The organism is Micromonospora sp. NPDC049900, assembly GCF_044461025.1.
In the GTDB taxonomy this organism is placed as follows: domain Bacteria; phylum Actinomycetota; class Actinomycetes; order Mycobacteriales; family Micromonosporaceae; genus Micromonospora.
Genome location: NZ_JBITKM010000028.1, coordinates 1 through 18064 on the forward strand (window position 1 = coordinate 1; position 18064 = coordinate 18064).

General features: G+C 74.7%; 15 protein-coding genes and 1 pseudogene. 5 read left to right on the plus strand and 11 right to left on the minus strand.

The features are described 5' to 3' along the window. Window positions 1-347: 347 nt before the first annotated feature. The 6 genes from ACIBMZ_RS29765 to ACIBMZ_RS29790 form a co-directional block, all read right to left on the minus strand. Window positions 348-1046: a hypothetical protein gene (locus tag ACIBMZ_RS29765; RefSeq protein ID WP_396699514.1), complete on the minus strand. Its 699-nt coding sequence runs from the start codon at window positions 1044-1046 to the stop codon at window positions 348-350. A 205-nt stretch (window positions 1047-1251) separates the two neighbouring features. Continuing rightward, window positions 1252-2361 (minus strand): DUF3626 domain-containing protein, encoded by a 1110-nt coding sequence (locus ACIBMZ_RS29770; protein WP_396699516.1) that lies wholly within the window; start codon window positions 2359-2361, stop codon window positions 1252-1254. Window positions 2362-2446: 85 nt separating this feature from the next. After that, window positions 2447-3076, minus strand: coding sequence for an MBL fold metallo-hydrolase (locus ACIBMZ_RS29775; RefSeq protein WP_396699518.1), 630 nt, complete (start codon window positions 3074-3076; stop codon window positions 2447-2449). Beyond that, complete coding sequence (locus ACIBMZ_RS29780; RefSeq protein WP_396699520.1) at window positions 3076-4161, minus strand: S-(hydroxymethyl)mycothiol dehydrogenase; 1086 nt, start codon at window positions 4159-4161, stop codon at window positions 3076-3078. Before ACIBMZ_RS29780 ends, ACIBMZ_RS29775 begins: the two co-directional genes overlap by 1 nt. Then, window positions 4158-5582 (minus strand): nitrate/nitrite transporter, encoded by a 1425-nt coding sequence (locus ACIBMZ_RS29785; RefSeq protein ID WP_396699522.1) that lies wholly within the window; start codon window positions 5580-5582, stop codon window positions 4158-4160. The genes ACIBMZ_RS29780 and ACIBMZ_RS29785 overlap by 4 nt, the downstream gene beginning before the upstream one ends. A 28-nt stretch (window positions 5583-5610) precedes the next feature. Beyond that, window positions 5611-6282: a GntR family transcriptional regulator gene (locus ACIBMZ_RS29790; RefSeq protein WP_396699524.1), complete on the minus strand. Its 672-nt coding sequence runs from the start codon at window positions 6280-6282 to the stop codon at window positions 5611-5613. A gap of 171 nt (window positions 6283-6453) precedes the next feature. Here ACIBMZ_RS29790 and ACIBMZ_RS29795 point away from each other — a divergent pair. Next, window positions 6454-7566 (plus strand): annotated as a pseudogene (locus ACIBMZ_RS29795) (low temperature requirement protein A). A 19-nt stretch (window positions 7567-7585) separates the two neighbouring features. Here the strand turns inward: ACIBMZ_RS29795 and ACIBMZ_RS29800 are convergent. The 3 genes from ACIBMZ_RS29800 to ACIBMZ_RS29810 all read right to left on the minus strand — a co-directional run bounded on the left by ACIBMZ_RS29800 (window position 7586) and on the right by ACIBMZ_RS29810 (window position 10656). Then, window positions 7586-8425 (minus strand): SDR family NAD(P)-dependent oxidoreductase, encoded by an 840-nt coding sequence (locus tag ACIBMZ_RS29800; RefSeq protein WP_396699526.1) that lies wholly within the window; start codon window positions 8423-8425, stop codon window positions 7586-7588. Continuing rightward, on the minus strand, window positions 8418-9899 hold the full coding sequence (locus tag ACIBMZ_RS29805) for a flavin-containing monooxygenase (RefSeq protein WP_396699528.1): 1482 nt from the start codon (window positions 9897-9899) through the stop codon (window positions 8418-8420). Before ACIBMZ_RS29805 ends, ACIBMZ_RS29800 begins: the two co-directional genes overlap by 8 nt. A 97-nt stretch (window positions 9900-9996) precedes the next feature. After that, window positions 9997-10656 carry a phosphotransferase gene (locus ACIBMZ_RS29810; protein ID WP_396699530.1) on the minus strand — a complete coding sequence of 220 codons (660 nt, stop codon included), beginning with the start codon at window positions 10654-10656 and terminating at the stop codon, window positions 9997-9999. A 105-nt stretch (window positions 10657-10761) separates the two neighbouring features. Here ACIBMZ_RS29810 and ACIBMZ_RS29815 point away from each other — a divergent pair, with 105 nt between their 5' ends. From ACIBMZ_RS29815 to ACIBMZ_RS29830, 4 genes are read left to right on the plus strand one after another with little or no spacing between them, the layout of a single operon-like run. After that, a complete protein-coding gene (locus ACIBMZ_RS29815) occupies window positions 10762-11385 on the plus strand; it encodes an ATP-binding cassette domain-containing protein (protein ID WP_396699532.1) in 624 nt (207 codons plus the stop codon). Beyond that, window positions 11382-12662, plus strand: coding sequence for an extracellular solute-binding protein (locus ACIBMZ_RS29820; RefSeq protein ID WP_396699534.1), 1281 nt, complete (start codon window positions 11382-11384; stop codon window positions 12660-12662). The genes ACIBMZ_RS29815 and ACIBMZ_RS29820 overlap by 4 nt, the downstream gene beginning before the upstream one ends. After that, the gene (locus ACIBMZ_RS29825) at window positions 12659-14416 is read left to right on the plus strand and encodes an ABC transporter permease subunit (RefSeq protein ID WP_396699536.1); all 1758 of its coding nucleotides are present in this window, start codon (window positions 12659-12661) and stop codon (window positions 14414-14416) included. Before ACIBMZ_RS29820 ends, ACIBMZ_RS29825 begins: the two co-directional genes overlap by 4 nt. Then, the gene (locus ACIBMZ_RS29830) at window positions 14413-16788 is read left to right on the plus strand and encodes a hypothetical protein (RefSeq protein ID WP_396699538.1); all 2376 of its coding nucleotides are present in this window, start codon (window positions 14413-14415) and stop codon (window positions 16786-16788) included. Before ACIBMZ_RS29825 ends, ACIBMZ_RS29830 begins: the two co-directional genes overlap by 4 nt. 31 nt (window positions 16789-16819) lie before the next feature. On the opposite strand, the gene ACIBMZ_RS29835 is transcribed toward ACIBMZ_RS29830, so the two are convergent. Beyond that, window positions 16820-17422 carry an MBL fold metallo-hydrolase gene (locus ACIBMZ_RS29835; protein ID WP_396699540.1) on the minus strand — a complete coding sequence of 201 codons (603 nt, stop codon included), beginning with the start codon at window positions 17420-17422 and terminating at the stop codon, window positions 16820-16822. A gap of 9 nt (window positions 17423-17431) precedes the next feature. After that, on the minus strand, window positions 17432-17989 hold the full coding sequence (locus ACIBMZ_RS29840; protein ID WP_396699542.1) for a MarR family winged helix-turn-helix transcriptional regulator: 558 nt from the start codon (window positions 17987-17989) through the stop codon (window positions 17432-17434). Window positions 17990-18064 lie beyond the last annotated feature (75 nt).

Here is an 18064-nt window from a genome sequence, read left to right on the forward strand (position 1 = left end):
CGAGTCATTCCGACATCAGCCGGCCACCCACCACGGGGCGAGGTACTCCTCGGTCAGCCACCCGGTTACAACGCCACCGACCCCACCCCGATTCCGCCCCGCCCCCGCCCACCCCAACCCGATAATCGGACATCCGCCCTATATCCAGACACACCTACCCTCAGCCTCCCGGTAGCGGCTCGACCTGCCAGCCTCCCCCGCCGATCTCCTGGTTGATCAAGAAGTTTGGGTGCGTTCACGGCAGACATCCCGACTCAAACTTCTTGATCAACGGGGTGGTCCCGGGGGTGGGCAGGGGTGGGGGCGGCCGGCCCCTGGTGGGGCCGGCCGTCGGTGTCGGAGGGGGGTCACCAGAGCTGGGTGACGATGTCCGCCGACTGCTCCTCCCACTGCGCGTAGTGGAACGGGTACGCCGAGACCTGCACCGTCTGCGCGGCCGTGGTCAGCGGCAGGTCCTGCCAGCCGCCGACGTTCTTGAGGGCCTCGAAGAACACCGTCGAGGAGTACTCGGGGTCGGTGATCTGGTCCACGCTGCCCCAGCCGGTGGACGGGCGCTGCTGGAACAGGCCCTGCGAGTCGTGGTCGTTGTACGCGCCCAGGTGGCCGAGGTTGTAGAGCTTCGACTCCTGGAGTGCGGTGGCGATGCCGATGACCGCGCCCCGCTCACCCACGCCGGTCTCCTTGGCGACCTCGATGATGGTCTTGGCGTTCTGGCGCTGCGCGTTGTCCAGCGGGACCCGCGACTGGGCGCCCTGCACCCCGTGCGGGATGAGGTCGTCGCGGCTCGGCTTGCCGGCCCGGGGCTTGTCGGTGGTGCCGCCGGTGGTCAGGCCGGACTCGACGGTGACGCCGCTGGAGTTGCGGCCGGTGGCCTTGTCGATGGCGGCCACGGCGCCCTGGTGCGGGCCGGTGGTGATCGGCGCGGCCACGGCGGTGGGGCCGAGGGCCAGCCCGGCGAGGGCGGTCACGCCCACCACGCTCAGGGTGATCTTGCGGTTCGGTTTCGTCGCGATGGCCGGGAGCCATCGAGTGAAGTCCACCTTCACGATGGTTGCCCTTTCGATCGTACGAGCCGCTCGGGTGAGCCGCTCTCGGGGGAAACGACCGCCGGTCGGGGTGTGGATGCCGGCGCTATGGGGAACACAACCCGCCCGACGTGTCGGTCATTCCGGTCATGCCCGACCTGCCCTACGCCGTGGCTCAGGTCACACGTGTGGACCGGACCTCCGGTGCCAGACCTGACCGGAAGACTCAGAGGTCGTACGGGTGGCCGAAGCGGACCAGGACGTGCCAGAGCTGCTTGAGGTGTTGCAGCGTGTCGGCCGAGGACCCGCGATCGGCCCAGCGGTCGGGGTCGGTGACCACCGAGGCGGCGGCCCGACCGATCAGCGCGGCAGTCACCGGCTCCCCCGGCCCGGCGAACTCGGCGTGCACCCGGGCGGCCAGCGGCGGGATCGCCGGACCGCGGAACCCCGCGTCGACCCGGTCCACCGGCAGCGCGAACCCCGCGTGCCAGCGCAGCGGGAACCCGTACCGGTCGGCGGCGGACGCGAGGGTGACGCCGGTCGCGGTGCCCCGGAACGAGGGGTCGACCACCAGTTCGCACACGTCCCGGGACAGCGTGACGGGCCCGTGCACCTGCGCCTCCACGTAGTCGTCGAGCGCGCGACCGGCGGTGCGGGACGCGGTGTCGGCGTCCTCGCGCCGGCGCAGCACCCCCTCGACCAGGGTGAGCACGTCCGTGCCCGGCCGCACCGGCGTGACGCCGGTGTCGGCGGTCGCCGTGAGCAGCGCCGCCAGCACCGGCTCGACCACGTCGACGGTGCCGACGTGCCGTGGGCCGAGGTGGCTGTCGCCGAGACAGAACGTGGTGCGGGTCAACACGTCGGGGCGTAGCCGCAGGTGACAGGAGCCGAAGCGCGGGCACGCGCCGTCCGGGTGGTCGAGCAGGTTCAGGCCGCCGTACTTCGGGCGGTCCGCCGGGCGCACCCCCGGTCGCTGGTACGCGCCGCCGAACAGTCGCCGTTCCCAGCGGTCCCGGTCGCCGCCCGGGTACGCGCTGAGCCCCCCGTTGGAGATGCCCGTCTCGAACTGGCTGCGGTAGACGCCCTCGGCGGCGAGCGCCTCGGCCACCGTCCGCCCGTCGGCGAGCAGCCGGTCAGGATGGAAGTTGAGCGTCACGCGCCTGGCCCGGCCGAACGCGGCCACCAGTCGTTCCGGGTCGGGCCGGACGCCGCTGCCGGCCAGCGCCCGACCGATCCGGGCCAACGCGGCGGGCCGGTCACCCGAGGCCACCTGCCGGACGTGGCGCAGCGCCGCACGCTGGGCGACGGTCAGCGCGGCTTGCGGGACGGACGACATCCGCCGAGTGTGGCGAGGCCGACGGGCCGACGCCAACCCGTATCCGGCCGCAGGGGCGGCGAGGACGCCCCTACGGCCCGTCGGGTCAGTGGCCCCGGACCAGCCACTCGGGCAGGTGCGGGGCCTCCGCGCCGATGGTGGTGCTGTCGCCGTGGCCGGTGTGCACCACGGTCTGCGGCGGCAGCGTGAGCAACCGGTCCCGGATCGAGTCGACGATGGTGCCGAAGTCGCTGTACGAGCGGCCGGTGGCGCCCGGTCCGCCCGCGAACAGGGTGTCACCGGTGAACACCACGTCGAGGTCGGCGGCGTACAGGCAGCAGGCGCCGGGGCTGTGTCCGGGGGTGTGCAGCACGGTCAGCGTGGTACCGGCCACCGTGATCGCCTCGCCGTCGGCGAGCGGACCGCCGGGTGTCTCGTCGGGGTGCACCATGTCCCAGAGCACCCGGTCGGCGGGGTGCAGCAGCACCGGCGCGCCGGTGACGCGGGACAGTTCCGGGGCGACGCGGACGTGGTCGTCGTGGGCGTGGGTGGCGACGATCGCGGTGACCCGGCGTCCGGCGACCACGGCGAGGATGGCGTCCACATCGTGCGGGGCGTCGACGACGACGCATTCGGTGTCGTCACCGATGACCCAGACGTTGTTGTCGACGTCGAAGGTCTGTCCGTCCAGCGAGAAGGTGCCGGAGGTGACGGTGTGGTCGATGCGGGCGGCCATCAGAGGACCACCACCGAGCGGAGGACGTCGCCGCGGTGCATCCGGGCGAACGCCTCCTCGACGCCGTCGAGCGGGATCTCCTCGGTGACGAAGGCGTCCAGGTCGAGGCGGCCCTGGAGATAGAGCTCGGTCAGCATCGGGAAGTCGCGGCTGGGCAGGCAGTCGCCGTACCAGCTCGACTTCAGCGCCCCGCCCCGACCGAAGACGTCCAGCAGGGGCAGCTCGATCCGCATGTCGGGGGTGGGTACGCCGACCAGCACGACGGTGCCGGCCAGGTCGCGGGCGTAGAAGGCCTGCCTCCAGGTCTCCGGACGGCCGACGGCGTCGATCACCACGTCGGCACCGAAACCGCCGGTGGCGGCCTGGATCTCGGCCACCGGGTCGGACTCGGAGGCGTTGACGGTGTGGGTGGCGCCGAAGCGGCGGGCCCAGTCGAGCTTGCGGGAGTCGGTGTCCACCGCGACGATCGTCGTCGCGCCGGCCAGGGCGGCACCGGCGACCGCCGCGTCCCCGACGCCACCGCAGCCGATCACGGCCACCGAGTCGCCCCGGGTCACGCCGCCGGTGTTCATGGCTGCGCCGAGACCGGCCATCACGCCGCAGCCGAGCAGCCCGACAGCGGCCGGGCGGGCCGCCGGGTCCACCTTGGTGCACTGGCCGGCGTGCACCAGCGTCTTCTCGGCGAACGCGCCGATGCCCAGGGCCGGGGCGAGTTCGGTGCCGTCGACCAGGGTCATCTTCTGCGCGGCGTTGTGGGTGGCGAAGCAGTACCAGGGGCGGCCCCGCCGGCAGGCCCGGCACACTCCGCAGACGGCCCGCCAGTTGAGGATCACGAAATCGCCGGGCGCGACCGTGTCGACGCCCGCACCGACCTGTTCCACGACGCCCGCCGCCTCGTGGCCGAGCAGGAACGGGTAGTCGTCGTTGATGCCGCCCTCGCGGTAGTGCAGGTCGGTGTGGCAGACCCCGCAGGACTGCACGCGTACCACCGCCTCGCCGGGCCCGGGGTCGGGTACGACGATGTCGGTGACCTCGACGGGCGCGCCCTTGCGCCGCGAGATGACTCCCCTGACCTGCTGGCTCACGCTCTCCTCCTCGTCCGCACCGACGCGAAGCGCCGCCGCCGTTGCGCCGCGGCGTCGCCGGTGGGGCGGCGGCGCGCGCGGTCACTCCCGCTGGCGAACCTACCCGTGGGCGGGCGGGTCGGCACAGCTTCGGCGCGGGTTGTCGACGGTCGGTGCCCGCCCTGGTCACGGCGGGCGGCGTTGCGCCAGCGCAGCACCTGCACGACACCGATCGCCCAGAGGACGTACTGCACCGAGAAGGCCCAGCGGTACGCGGTCAGGTCGGGGGCGGCCTGGCCCGCCGGGGTGACCAGGTCCAGCACCACGCCGATGGTGAGCACCAGGGTGATCGAGGCGACGAAACCGCCGACGTTGACGATCCCGGCGGCGCTGCCGAGGCGGCTGACCGGGTTGAAGGTGCGGGCGTAGTCGAGGCCGACCATCGAGCCGGGGCCGCTGAGGGCCAGCACCAGCATCAGCGTGACGAGCAGCCAGCCGGGTGCCGGGCCCGGCCAGGCGAGCAGCACCGTCCAGACGGTGGCGGTGACGCCGACGACGGCGAAGACCAGCACCGAGCGGCGCTCCGGGTGGCGGGCGCACAGGTGCGCGACCAGCGGCGCGGTCAGCAGCATCCCCAACGTCAGGACGGTGAGCAGGGAGGCTGCGGCGGTGGGGCTGAGGCCCTGGCCCTGCACCAGGAACGGGAAGCCCCAGAGCAGCGCGAAGACGGTGCCGGAGAACTGGGTGACGAAGTGGGTCCAGAGCCCGAGCCGGGTGCCGGGGTGTGCCCACGCGGCGGCGAGCCGCCCGCCGACCGGGGCGGGGCTGGACGCGGCGGGCCGGTGCGGGGTGTCCCGCACGGCGGCGACCACCACCAGCAGCACCGCCGCGCCGCCGCCGGCCGCGGTCAGGAAGGCGGTGGTCCAGCCGGTGTGTTGCAGCAGGGCGACCAGGGGTACGGCGGCCAGCACCGCACCGAGTTGGCCGAGGGTGCCGGTCAACTGGATCAGCAGCGGGTTGCGGCGGCCGGGGAACCAGAACGCGACCAGGCGCAGCACGCTGATGAAGCTCATCGCGTCGCCGAGACCGATCAGGACGCGGGCGGCCACGGCCAGGCGTACGTCGGTGACCAGGGCGAAGGCGAGTTGACCGGCGACCATCAGGAGGCCGCCGGTGATCAGGAGCCGACGCGAGCCGTACCGGTCGAGGAGCATCCCGACCGGCACCTGCATCACCGCGTACACGGCGAGTTGGGCGACGGTGAGGGTGGCCAGGGTGGCGGCGCTGATGTCGAAGCGTTGCGCCGCCTCCACGCCGGTCACGCCGAGGGAGGTGCGGTGGAAGATCGCCGCGACGTACGCGCTGAGCGCCACGCCCCAGACGAGCAGGGCCCGGCCGGGCGGCGCCGGGAGCGGGGCCGCCCCGGTGCGGGGGGCGCTCACGAGAGGGTACCGGGGTGCGAAGCGGTGGTCACACGCTCACCGGGGACCCCAGGAACACACGTGCGGAGGTGTCGATGTGGGCGGCCACCGCGTCGGCCCACGCCCGCGGGTCGTCGCCGTCGAGGGCGTCGAGTTGTGCGGCGTGCTCGGTCAGGGCGGCCTCGGCCCAGCGGGGTGAGAGCCGGAAGCTCGCCTCGCCCATGCGGACCTGCCGGTCCCGCAGCCGTTGGTACAGCTCGGCGAGGATCTCGTTGCCGGCGGCGTCGACCACGGTGGCGTGGAACGCCCGGTCGGCGGCCATCAGGGCGGTCAGGTCACCGGCGGCGTGCGCGGTGCGCATCTCGGTGAGCCACTCGGCCAGTCGGTCCCGGATCTCGGCGCGTCGGGGCCAGATCCGCTCGGCGGCGTGCACCTCGACCAGTCGGCGGGCCTCCACCACGTCGGCGATCTCGCGGGCGGAGACCGGCAGGATCAACGCGCCCCGCTTGGGATAGAGGCGGACCAGCCCTTCGGTCTCCAGGCGCAGCAGCGCCTCCCGGACCGGGGTCCGGGAGACGCCGGTCGCCTCGGCGATCTCACCTTCGCTGACCAGGGCACCGCCCGGGTGCAACTGCTCCAGGATGGCGCGTTTCAGGTGGCGGTAGGCCCGTTCGGCGGCGGACGGCGCGGTGGTACGGCCGACCACCGAGGGATGCGTCATGTATCTATGATGCGTCCCACGACGGGCGTCGATGCGACCGGGGTGCCGGCGCGGGCTTCGCCAACCGACCCCGGGGCGACGCGCGACGCACCTAGGGTGTGGCTGAGGACGCCGCGAGGGAGAGCGCCCGTGGTCACCGCCAGCCCTTCCGTCCGGCCGTGGTACCGCCCGATGCGGCCCCGCCGCCGCGACGAGCCGCACCGCGCGGCCACCAACCTGGAACTCTTCTTCGACCTCTGTTTCGTGGTCGCGGTGACGCAGGCCGCGGGCGCGCTACAGGACGCGCTGACCGGGGGCCGGGCCGGGCACGCGGTGCTCGCCTACCTGCTGGTCTTCTTCGCCATCTGGTGGGCCTGGATGAACGTCACCTGGTTCGCCTCCGCGTACGACACCGACGACGACGTCTACCGGCTCACCGTCCTGGTGCAGATCGCCGGTGCGCTGATCCTGGCCGCCGGGGTACCCGAGGCGTTCGCGTCGGCCGACTACGCGACCGTGACCGTCGGGTACGTGGTGCTGCGGCTGGCCGCCGTCGCGAACTGGCTGCGGGCCGCCGGGGGCGACCCGGCCCACCGACGCAGCGCCCTGCGGTACGCGACCGGCGTCGCCGTGGTGCAGGGCGGCTGGCTGCTGCGGCTGCTCGTGCCGCCCGCCCTGGGGCTGCCGTCGTTCCTGCTGCTGATCCTCGCCGAACTGCTGGTCCCGGCGCTGGCCGAACGCACCGGGACGACTCCGTGGCATCCCCGGCACATCGCCTAACGGTACGGACTGTTCACCCTGATCGTGCTCGGCGAGGTGGTGCTGGCCGTCACCGTGGCGGTGCAGACCGGGGTGGACGCCGGTGACGACGGATTGTGGCCGGTGGCCGCCGCCGGCGCCGCGATCGTCTTCGCGCTCTGGTGGCTCTACTTCGACCGGCCGGTGGACGTGCCCACCCGGCTGCGACGCGCGCTGTCCTGGGGCTACGGGCACTACGTCGTGTTCGCCGGACTCGCCGCCGTGGGTGCCGGGCTGACGGTGACCGTCGACCACCGACGCCACCCCGACCAGGTCGACGGCCTGCTGGCCGGGTACGCGCTGGCCGTGCCGGTGGCGGTGGTCCTGCTGGTGCTCTGGGGGCTGCGGATCCTGGCGTACCGGCGGCGGACGGTCCGGGTGGCGATCCCGGCGACCGCGGCGGCGGTGCTGCTGACGCCGTTGGCCCCGGCGACGGTCTATCTGGTGGCGGTGCTGCTGGTCGCCCTGGTCGCGGTGACCCGACTGCCGCGGTGGCGTGGGCGGTGATCCGGTGCCCGGCACCGCGCTAGTGCGGACGGCGGACCCGGCCCCGGTTGCCGACGGCGGACAGCAGACGGCCGTGACCGCCCGGCGCGACCCGGGCCATCAGGTCCGGCAGCCGGGCCGACCAGCCGATCAGGACCCGGCCCCGGCGACGGGCCACGCCACGCAGCACGGCCTCGGCGGCGGTGCGCGGGTCGATGGTGAGCAGCCGCTCGAACCGCTGCCGCCCCGCCTCGTACTCGGCCCGGTCGACGCCGCTGCCCACCCGGGCGTCGGTGGCGATGCGGGTCCGGATGCCGCCGGGGTGCACGCAGGTCACGCCGATGCCGTCGGCGGCGAGTTCGTGGCGCAGCGCCTCGGTGAAGCCACGCACGGCGAACTTGCTGGCCGCGTAGGCGACCTGCCCGGGCGGGGCGATCAGGCCGAAGAGGCTGGAGACGGTGACCAGGTGCGCCCCGGGCGCGGCCCGCAGCGCGGGCAGCAGAGCGTGGGTCAGTTGGGCGACGGCCCGGAAGTTGACCTCCATCACCCAGGTGAACTCGGCGAAGGTCACCTCGTCGAAGCGCCCGCCGAGCGCCACCCCGGCGTTGTTGACCAGCAGTCGGATCGCCGGATGCCGGTCCCGGAGCTGCCCGGCGACCGCCTCGGTGGCCGCCGCGTCGGCCAGGTCGACCACGTACGTGTCGACCGGCCGCCCGGCGGCGCGGACGGCGTCGGCCACCGCGTCGAGCCCGTCGGCGTCGCGGTCCAGCAGGACCAGCGCCGCGCCGCGTCGGGCCAGGCCGTGGGCCAGGGCCGCCCCGATGCCACCGGCCGCGCCGGTCACCACGGCGGTGCCGTCGGTGAAGTCGAACCTACGCATCGACGGCGCTCCCTCGTGGCGTGCCGGCCGCGTCGAAGCGGACCCCGGCGTCGGTGACCCGCCCGTAGCGCAGCATCAGCAGGTCACGGGGGTAGTTCTGGTGCAGACGCCAGGGCGGGCGACGCCCCTGCGACGGCAGGTGCGCCAGGCCACGGCGGACGTACCCGGAGGTCAGGTCGATCAGCGGCGCCCGCCGCCCGTCGGGTGGGGCGAGCGGGGTGACCACCCGGGCTCCGGTGCGGTCCAGGTGGCGCAGCAGGCGGCAGACGTACTCGGCGACCAGGTCGGACTTCAACGTCCAGGAGGCGTTGGTGTAGCCGAGCGTCATGGCGAAGTTGGGCACGCCGGAGAGCATCATGCCCTTGTAGGCGACGGTCCCCGGCAGGTCCACGTCGACGCCGTCCACCCGCAGCGTCATGCCGCCGAGCGCGAGCAGGTCGAGCCCGGTGGCGGTGACCACCACGTCGGCCGGCAGCTCCGCGCCGCCGGTGAGCCGGACGCCGTGCGCGGTGAACGTCTCGACGGTGTCGGTCACCACATCGGCCCGCCCGGCCGACAGGGCCTCGAACAGGTCCCCGTCGGGCACCACGCAGAGCCGCTGGTCCCACGGGTCGTAGCGGGGTGTGAAGTGGCGGTCGACGTCGTACCCGGCCGGCAGTCGCCGGGCCACGGCCCGCCGCAACAGAGCGCGGACCAGCCCGGGGGCGCGCCGGCTGAGCCGGTAGGTCGCGGCGGTGGCCAGCACGTTCTTCGACCGGATCAGCGGGTACGCCAGCCGGGCGGGCAGCCGCCGCCGCAGCGTGTCGGCGAGCGCGTCGCGGGCGGGCAGCGCCAGCACGTACGTCGGGGACCGTTGCAGCATGGTCACGTGGGCGGCGCGCCGCGCCAGCGCCGGGACCAGTGTGACGGCGGTGGCGCCGCTGCCGATCACCACCACGGTACGACCCGAGTGGTCGAGGTCGGTCGGCCAGTGCTGCGGGTGCACGATCCGCCCGGTGAACCGCTCCTGCCCCGGCAGGTGCGGGGTGTGTCCGGCGTCGTAGCGGTAGTAGCCGGTGCAGGCGTACAGGAAGTCGCAGGTGAGCACCACCGTGTCGGCGGTGTCGGCACGGTGCACGTGCACCGTCCAGCGGGCCCGTTCGCTGTCCCACTCGGCGCGGACGACCCGGTGCCGGAAACGGATGTGCCGGGTCACGTCGTACGCGTCGGCGGTGCGCCGCAGGTAGTCGAGGATGGTGTGGCCCTCGGCGATCGCCGTCGGGGCGGTCCACGGCGCGAAGGAGTAGCCGAGGGTGAACATGTCGGAGTCCGAGCGCACCCCGGGATAGCGGAACAGGTCCCAGGTGCCGCCGAGGTCGTCGCGCGCCTCCAGCACGGCGTAGGTCTTGTCCGGGCAGCGGCGGCGCAGGTGGCAGGCGGCGCCGATTCCAGAGAGCCCGGCACCCACGATGAGCACGTCGACATGGTCGGACATCGGCTCGCCTTCCGCTGGCCTGCTGGTGCCCCGGACCCTACCCAGCCCCGCCGGGCGGCGTACCCCACCCCGGCGCGCCCGACCGCCGCGCGGTGGGCTACCGCCCGGCAGCGGTGAGCAGGGCCACGGCCGGGACGAGCCGGGCCCGTTCGTCGGCGCTCTGGGTGGGGTCGGCGCGGCGTCGCGCCACGGCCGCGTCGACCAGGGGTACGGCGTGACCACGGATCGCCCGCAGGTAGGCGCGCAGCAGCACCCCCGCCTCGGTGGCCACCGGTTGGTCCCGGTCCACCACGACCTGGGCGAGGATGAGGGCGGTCATCGCCACGTCCAGCCCCGGCGGGCCGTGCCTGACGTTGCGCCAGTCGATCAGCACCGGCCCGGACGGGTCGAGGACCACGTTGTCCGGGTGCAGGTCCAGGTGCAGGATCCGCTCGCCGTCCCCCGCCTCGGGCAACGGCGCGACGGCGTGCAGGCGGCGGTGCAGGTCGGCCAGGAGCGCGGCGGCCGTCTCGACGTCGATCACACCGGTGAGCAGCGCGTGCAGCAGGGTCGGGCCGGACAGCCGCCGCATCACCAGGTCGGTGCCGTCGGCGTGGTGCACCCGGGGCACCGGGAATCCGGCCGCGTGCAGGTGGGCCATGAACCGGGCCTCGACGGTCACGTCGCCGCCGTCCCGGTAGCGGCGCAGCACCCGCTCGCCGTCCAGCGCGTACACGTCGGCTTCCCGCCCGGAGGCCAGCGGGGTCGGATCCGTCACGGAAGCGACGGTAGCCCGCCGGTGCCCGGTTCCACGGTGGACCTCCGGGACATCGTCGGTGGTCGACCTGTGTCAGGCTGAACGACGACGTAGTCGCCGGAGGTGATGGTCACGTTACGCACGCAGCAGCTCGTCGCCGTGCCGGACGTCGCGCCGCTCGACGTCGACGTGCCGGTCGGGACGACGACGGCGCTGCTCGCCGCGCCCGGCGTGGCCACCGCCGTGGCGCGGGTGGTGGTCGGGTTGGCCGCGCCGGTCAGCGGCCGGATCCTGGTCGGCGAGCGGGACGTCACCGACCTGCCGCCACCGCGTCGGCGCATCGGGTACGTGCCGGCCGGGGGCGCCCTGCTGCCGCACCTGACCGTCGGCCGCAACATCTCCTACGGCCAGCGCCGTCGGCAACGGGTCCACGACGTCGCCGACGACTGGGCGTCCACCCTGGTCACCCGGCTCGAACTCGCCCCGACGCTGGGGCTGCGGCCACATCAGATCTCGGCGGCCCAGCGGTTCCGGGTCGCGCTCGCGCGGGCCATGGCGTGCCTGCCCGAGGTGCTGGTGGTCGACCTGCCCACCCCGGTCGACGGGGTACGCCTCCCCCCGCTGCTGCACCGGCTGTCCCCGCCGGACTCCCCCGGTGTCACCGTGCTGCTCTGCTCGGGGCACCCGGAGGTGCTGGCCGAGGTGTCCACCCAGGTGCGGGTGGGGGTCAGCGACGAGGCGGCGGCGTGAACGGGGTCGGGCGGCTGCATCGCCGTACGCTGTTGCGGGCCGCCGTGGCGGCAACCGTGACCGGTGCCGCCGGCTGTGCCCGGGGCCCCCGCCCGGTGCAGGTGGCGGTGGTGTGGAGCGGCACCGAGCTGGCCCGGTTCCGCGAGGTGGTCGACGGCTTCCCCGACCCGGTGCGGGTGATCGGGGTGGGTAACGACATCGACGCGTTCCTGGCCGCCCGGATGCTGGCCGGCACCAGCCCGGACGTGGCGATCCTGTCCCGACCGGGGCTGATCGTCGAGTACGCCCGCCGGGGCTGGCTGGACCGGGTCGCCCCGGCCAGCAGCTATCTGGCGCCGGCCGGGATGGCCGACCTGCTGACCGTCGACGGGCAACGGTACGGCCTGTGGATCAAGGCGGCGCACAAGTCGCTGTTCTGGTACTTCCCGTCCCTGCTGGCGGAGCCGCCCCGCACCTGGGACGCGCTGGTCGAGACCACCCGCCGGCTCGGGGCACGGCACCGGGCGGACGAGGGCCCGGCGCCACTGGCGATCGGTGCCGCCGACGGGTGGGTGCTCACCGACTGGTTCGAGAACTCCCTCGCCGACATCGCCACTCCCGGTGGCTACGAGGCGCTGGCCCGGGGCGAGGCCGACTGGCAGGACCGGCCGGTACGCGACGCCCTCGACCGGCTCGCCGAGCTGTGGAGCGTCGACGGCGCGTTCCTCGGCGGCGGTCGACGCGCCCTGCTCACCCAGTTCGAGGAGTCGGTGATCCAGGTGGCGCACCACCGGCACGCGGCGATGGTGTTCGAGGCCGACTTCGTCGACGGCGTCGCCGCCCGCTTCCGGCGCGGCACCGAGCCGCTGGTCACCTTCCGGTTCCCCGGCTCGCGGGTGGCCGACCAGCCGTTGGTCGTCGGCGGCGACGCGGCGGTGGCCTTCGCCGGCTCGACCTCCGGGGTGGAGCTGGTGCGCTGGCTCAGCGACGCGGCGGCGTTCCGGCCGTGGCTGGAGGCGGGCGGCTACCTCTCCCCCAACCTGGTGGTGCCGGTGGACGGTTACCGCGACCCGCTGCGTCGGCGGCTGGCTGCGGAGTTCCGGGCCGTCGAGGCGCTGCGCTACGACCTCTCGGACCGGCTGCCGGGCACCTTCACCGGCACCGACGGCGTCGGCATCTGGCGCATCATGCAGGACTTCTTCGCAGACGTGACCGACGGCGTGGCCGCCCGGGAGGCGGTCCGGCGGGCCACCGGGCAGCTCGCCGAGGCGGCCCGGGCGGCGAGGAGCGGACAGTGAGCCGCGAACCCCTGCTCGGCCAACTCGCCCTGCTCGACGACGTCGGGCCGCCCCGACGCGGGCGCGCGTACCCGGCGACCGGCGCCACCTGGGCGCTGCTGGCCCCGGCCGGGCTCCTGCTCGGTGGACTGCTGGCCTGGCCGGTGCTGCGCACGGTGCAGGCCAGCGTCACCACCGACGGCCGGTGGGTGGGCGCGGAGCACTACCGAGCTGCGCTCACCGCGTCGGGCGCCGGTGCCGCGCTGGGCCGGACGGTGCTCTGGGCGCTGCTGGTGCCGACCGTGGTCACCGTCCTGGGGTACCTGCTCGCCGCCGCCTCCCGCCGCTCCCAGGAGGGCTGGCTGGTCCGGTTCATCCTGGTGGTGCCGACCGCCCTGCCGCTGGTGGTCACCGGGGTCACGTTCCGGCTGCTCTACGACCCGGACCCGCAGCGGGGACCGGTCACCCTGCTGCTGGCCCGGCTGACCGGCACACCCGAGCAGGTGCCGCACCTGCTCGGGCCGCGCCTGGTGACGGTGGCGGTGATGTCGGCGTTCGTGTGGGCCTGGGTCGGGCTGGCCGTGCTGGTGTTCCGGGCCGCGCTCGACACCGTGCCCGCCGACCTGGTCGACGCGGTCCGCGCCTTCGGCGGCTCGCGCCGCGACGTGTTCTGGGACGCGCAGTGGCGACCGCTGATGCTGCGTACGGTGGCGGTGGTCTTCGCCCTGGTCGCGGTCGGCACCAGCCGCACCTTCGACCTGATCCTGGTGATGACGCCCGGCTCGGTCCGCGACGAGGCGTCGGTGCTGGCGCTGCGGATCTGGCAGACCTCCGGGGCGACGACCACCGGGCAGGGCGCCGCCCTGGGGGTGATCTGGCTGGTCGCGGTGACCGCCGGCATGCTCGTGGTGGCGATGTTCATCCGGCAGGCGTGGCCGCCACCGCCGCAGCCAGCCGTGCCCGCCGCCGCGCCGCCGCCGCGACGACTGGTCCGGGTGCTCGCCGCCGCAGCCGCCGTGGCGTGGCTGCTGCCGCTCGGGGTGCTCGCGGCCACCTCGTTGCAGAGTCCGGTCCGGGCGGCCACCGACGCCTGGTGGTCCGGGCCGCCGGGCCTGGACTCCTACCGGGCGGTGCTCGGCGGGGCGGGGCTGTGGCGCAGTCTGGGTTTCACGCTGGTGCTGGCCCTGGTCGTCACCGCCGTCGTGCTCTGCGTGGCGCTGTTGGCCGCGTACCCGCTGGCCTGGTTGACCGGGCCGCCCGCCCAGGCCGTCGGGCTGGCGTTGCTGGCCGCGGCGGTGGTGCCGGTGCAGGTCGTCGCGGGGCCGATCAACGAGGTGCTCGGCGTGGCGCTCTCCTCCGGCACGGCGCGCGGGTTGGCGCTGGTGCACATCGCGCTGGGGGTCCCGTTCGCGGTGCTGGTGCTGCGCAACGCCTTCGCCGACCTGCCCGCCGACCAGGTCCGGGCCGCCCGGCTCGGCGAGCGGCACCGGTGGGACACGCTGCGACGGCTGGTCCGGCACCATCGCACCGCCGTGCTGGCGGTGGCCGTGCTGGAGTTCGTCCAGGTGTGGAACGACCTGGTGGTGGGTCTGCTGTTCAGCGGGCCGGACGCCACTCCGCTCGGCTGGTTCCTGGCCGAGCAGACCCGGGGCTTCGTGACCGGCAGCGGCACCCTCGCGGCCGGGTCGGTGCTCGCCTCGATCCTGCCGGTGCTGGTGTTCGTGCTGGGTCGTCGGCAGATCGTCGCCGGGCTGGTCGCCGGAGGCGTACGGTGACCGGCCCGGCCCGTTCCACCCGGCGACCCCGCCTGCTCAGCGTGCTGCTGGCGCTCGGCGGGGTCCTCGGCGCCGGGGTCAGCGCGCTGCTCGGCAACATCACCGGCAACCTGCTCTCCGAACTGTCCGTCACCGCCCTCGGCTCGGCCAGCCTGGGCGTGGCGGCGCTCGGCGTGGCCGCCTCGTTCCTGGTGGAGTGGCGACGCCGTCAGCGGGCGGAGCGCTCGGCGACCGACCACGCCGTCACCTCGGCGACCAGCGGCGCGCCCACCCTGCCCCGCTCGGACGGGTTCACCGGACGGCGCGGACAGGCGGAGGCGGTGGTGGAGCTGCTCGACCCGAAGCACGCCGTGGCGGTGGTGGGTCGGCGGGCGGTCGGCACCTCGTGGTGCGCGATCCAGGCGGCGAACCTGTGCCGGTCGGAGTTCCCGGACGGGCAGTACTACCTCGACCTGCGTCGCGGCGGGCGGGCCCGCTCGCCCCGGGAGGTGCTCACCGCGCTGGCCCGGGTGCTCGGCACCGCCCCGCCGCGCTCGGGACGCGCCGACGACCTCGCCGACGCCGCGGACGCGCTGCGCGGTCAGGTCGACGGTCGCAGGGTCCTGCTGGTGCTGGACAACGTGGACAGCCCGGCCCAGGTCCGTGCGCTGCTGCCGCCGACCACCCGGATCTGCCGGCTGCTGCTGGCCGGCACCGGCCGGCTCGCCGCGCTCAACGGGGTGGCCGCGTACTGGTTGGCCGAGCCGGAGCCGGACGACGCGGTGGAGATGTTCGCGGTCGCCGGCACCACCGGCGGGGTGCACCGCCCGCAGCGGGCCGACCCGCGCCGCGACCCCGACGTCCGCACGATCGTGGAGCTCTGCGGCTACCAGCCGCGCGCGGTGACCGAGCTGGGCCGACGCACCACGACGTACGGCTGGCGGCACGCCGACGTGCGGCACGCGCTGCGCCGGGCCGCCGACACGCCCCCGCACCAACGGGTCGACGTGTCGCCGGTGACCGAACTGGTCGTCGCGCAGGACACCGCGTACCACGCGCTCGGCGGCGAGGCGCGCCGGTTGTGGCGGCTGTTGTCGCTCAGCCCGGTGCCGCTGGACCGGCCGACCATCGCCGCGCTGGCCCGCCGCCGCCCGGACCGGGTCGCCGCGCTCCTCGACGAGCTGGCCGACGGCGCGTTCGTGACCGGCGCGTCCGGGGACCGGTACGAGGTGCGACCGCTGCTCGCCCCGTACGCCCGGATGCACCTGCGGGAGGCGGTGCCGGTGCGTCGCCGGGTCAACGCACAGGCACGGCTGACCCGGCACCTGGCCCGTCGGGCCGAACGGCAGGTGACCGGGCTGACGGCGGCCGGTCCGTTGGAGACCGACCCGCGGCTGCCGGCCGACGACCCGTACGACTGGTTCACCCTGCACCAGGATCTGCTGCTGGCGGTGGTCAAGGTGCCGGCCGGCGCGGTGCGGGCGCTGCCCCGGCGGGTCCGGGGCTGGTGGTTCCGGTTGGCGGTGGCGTCCTGCGGCTGGCTCGCCCACGCCGAGCGGCGCGACGAGTGGGAGGACCTCTGCCGGACGGTGCTGAGCAACCCGACCGCCCAGCAGCGGCCGGAGATCGCCGGGTGGGCGCACAACCAACTGGGCGTGGTGCTGCGGCGCCGTCACGACCCGTACGGCGCGATGGCCGAGTTGAGTCTGGCGGTGGCCGGGCAGGGACGCCGGGGCACCGCCCAGGCCCGGATGAACCTCGGGCTAGCCCTGCTCGACCTGGGGCGGCTGGACGAGGCGGTGGCCCACCTGGAGCTGTCCCGTCGGCACCGGGCCGGTGGCGACCGCGCCGGGCAGGCCCTCAGCGACCTGGGGCTGGGGGCGGCGCGGCTGGCCCGTGGTGACCGGGAGGCCGCCCACGACCTGCTGGTGCGGGCGGCGAACGCGTTCCGGTCGCTCGGTGACTCGCGCGGCTACGCGGCGGCGCTGACCAATCTCGTCCTGGTGCACGCCGCGATGGGCGAATATCTGGACGCCGCCCAGGCGTGGCGGGCCGCGCTGCGCGAGTACGAGACGATCGGTGATCCGACGAACCGGGCGGCGGCGCTGCTCAACGCGGGGGCGGCGCTGCTCGGTACGGCGCCGGGCCAGGCCGACCAGGCGGCCGAGTGGCTGGCCGAGAGCCTACGGCTGCGGGAGGGCGGCCGGGTCGACGCGGGGCTGGGCCGGACGCTGCTGCACCTGGGCGACGCGGAGGCCGCGCGGCAGCGTCCCGAGACCGCCCGCCGTCGCTGGATCGACGCGGCGGCGGTCTGCGAGTCGGTCGGCGACGAGGACGGTCAGCGGGCGGCCGACGATCGCCTGGCCAGCGCCCCCGGGCCGACGTCGGGTTGAGCCGGCGGGCGTGCGGGCAGCGCGCCGACGGTCAGGCGGTCTCGCCGGGGGCGAGGTACCGGTAGCCGGGGACGGTCTCGCTGAACCAGCCGTTCACGCTGGCCAGACCGCGTTCGTTGAGCTGCGCGTCGTGGATCGCGACGACCCGCTCCGCCTCGGCGGCGACGGCGAAGTCGATTGCCTCGGTCAGCTTCAGCCAGGACGCCTGCGCCGGGACCAGCAGGGTACGCACCGGTCGGCCGGGCGGGTGCAGCGAGTCGCCCGGGTGGTAGACCTCGTCGCCGACCAGGTAAGCGAGGTTGACGCAGTCGGGCTGGCCACCGTGGATGGTGGCGTGCCGTCCGCCGACCGCGGTCACCGCGAGACCTACGACGGTGAACCGCTCGCCCGCTCGGACCCGGGTCACCGGCAGCGGCGCCAGGTCCGGCAGCACGGCACCCTCCGGTGCGAAGACCGGCACGCCCAGGCCGGCCAGCCGTAGCACGTCGATGTGGTCGGTGTGCTCGTGGCTGACCAGCACCGCGTCCGCGCCGACCAGGGCACGCGGCTCGCTCCAGGTGCCGGGGTCGATGACCAGGACGCCGCCGTCGTGTTCGAGCCGGACGCAGGAGTGGGTGTACTTGGTGATCCGCACGACGTGACGCTATGTGGATCGGCCGCCGGGCGTGGTCCCGCGACGGCGTCGGCGGACGGGCGGTTCGTCGGCTGCCGCCTCGACCGCCTGGCACAGGTCCACCAGCGGGTCGTCGGCCTGCGCCGCGCAGGCCACCTGCCTGAGCAGGTCCCGCAGTTCGCCGCGCTGCGCGGGGGTGAGCGCCCGGAGCAGTCGCGTCTCGACGTCCGCCAGCGCCGCGCGCCGTCGGCGGGCCGCCTCGCGGCCGGCGTCGGTGAGGGTGACCAGGCGGCTGCGCCGGTCGGCGGGGTCGGGGCGGCGCACCACCAGCCCGTCGCGCTCCAGGTCGTCGATCAGGTAGGTCAGCACGGTGCGGTCGATACCCAACTCCTCGGCGACGGCGCCCTGGTTGCGGGCGGGCTCCCGGCCGGCCGCCACCAGCACCTGATAGCCGCGCGGACCGCCGGGCAGGTCACCGGCGACGTGCTCGGCCGCGCGGACGTAGGCCCGGAAGACGACGCCGAGCGTCCACCCGAGGTCGTCGGTGATCGGATCGGGGTGGGGGTCACTGGCCTGCGGACCGGTCATCCTCACAGATTAACCCAGATCACAGATTTTATTGGGCAAAGATGTTCTGTTCGCAATAACATCTGTGGCGCGGGG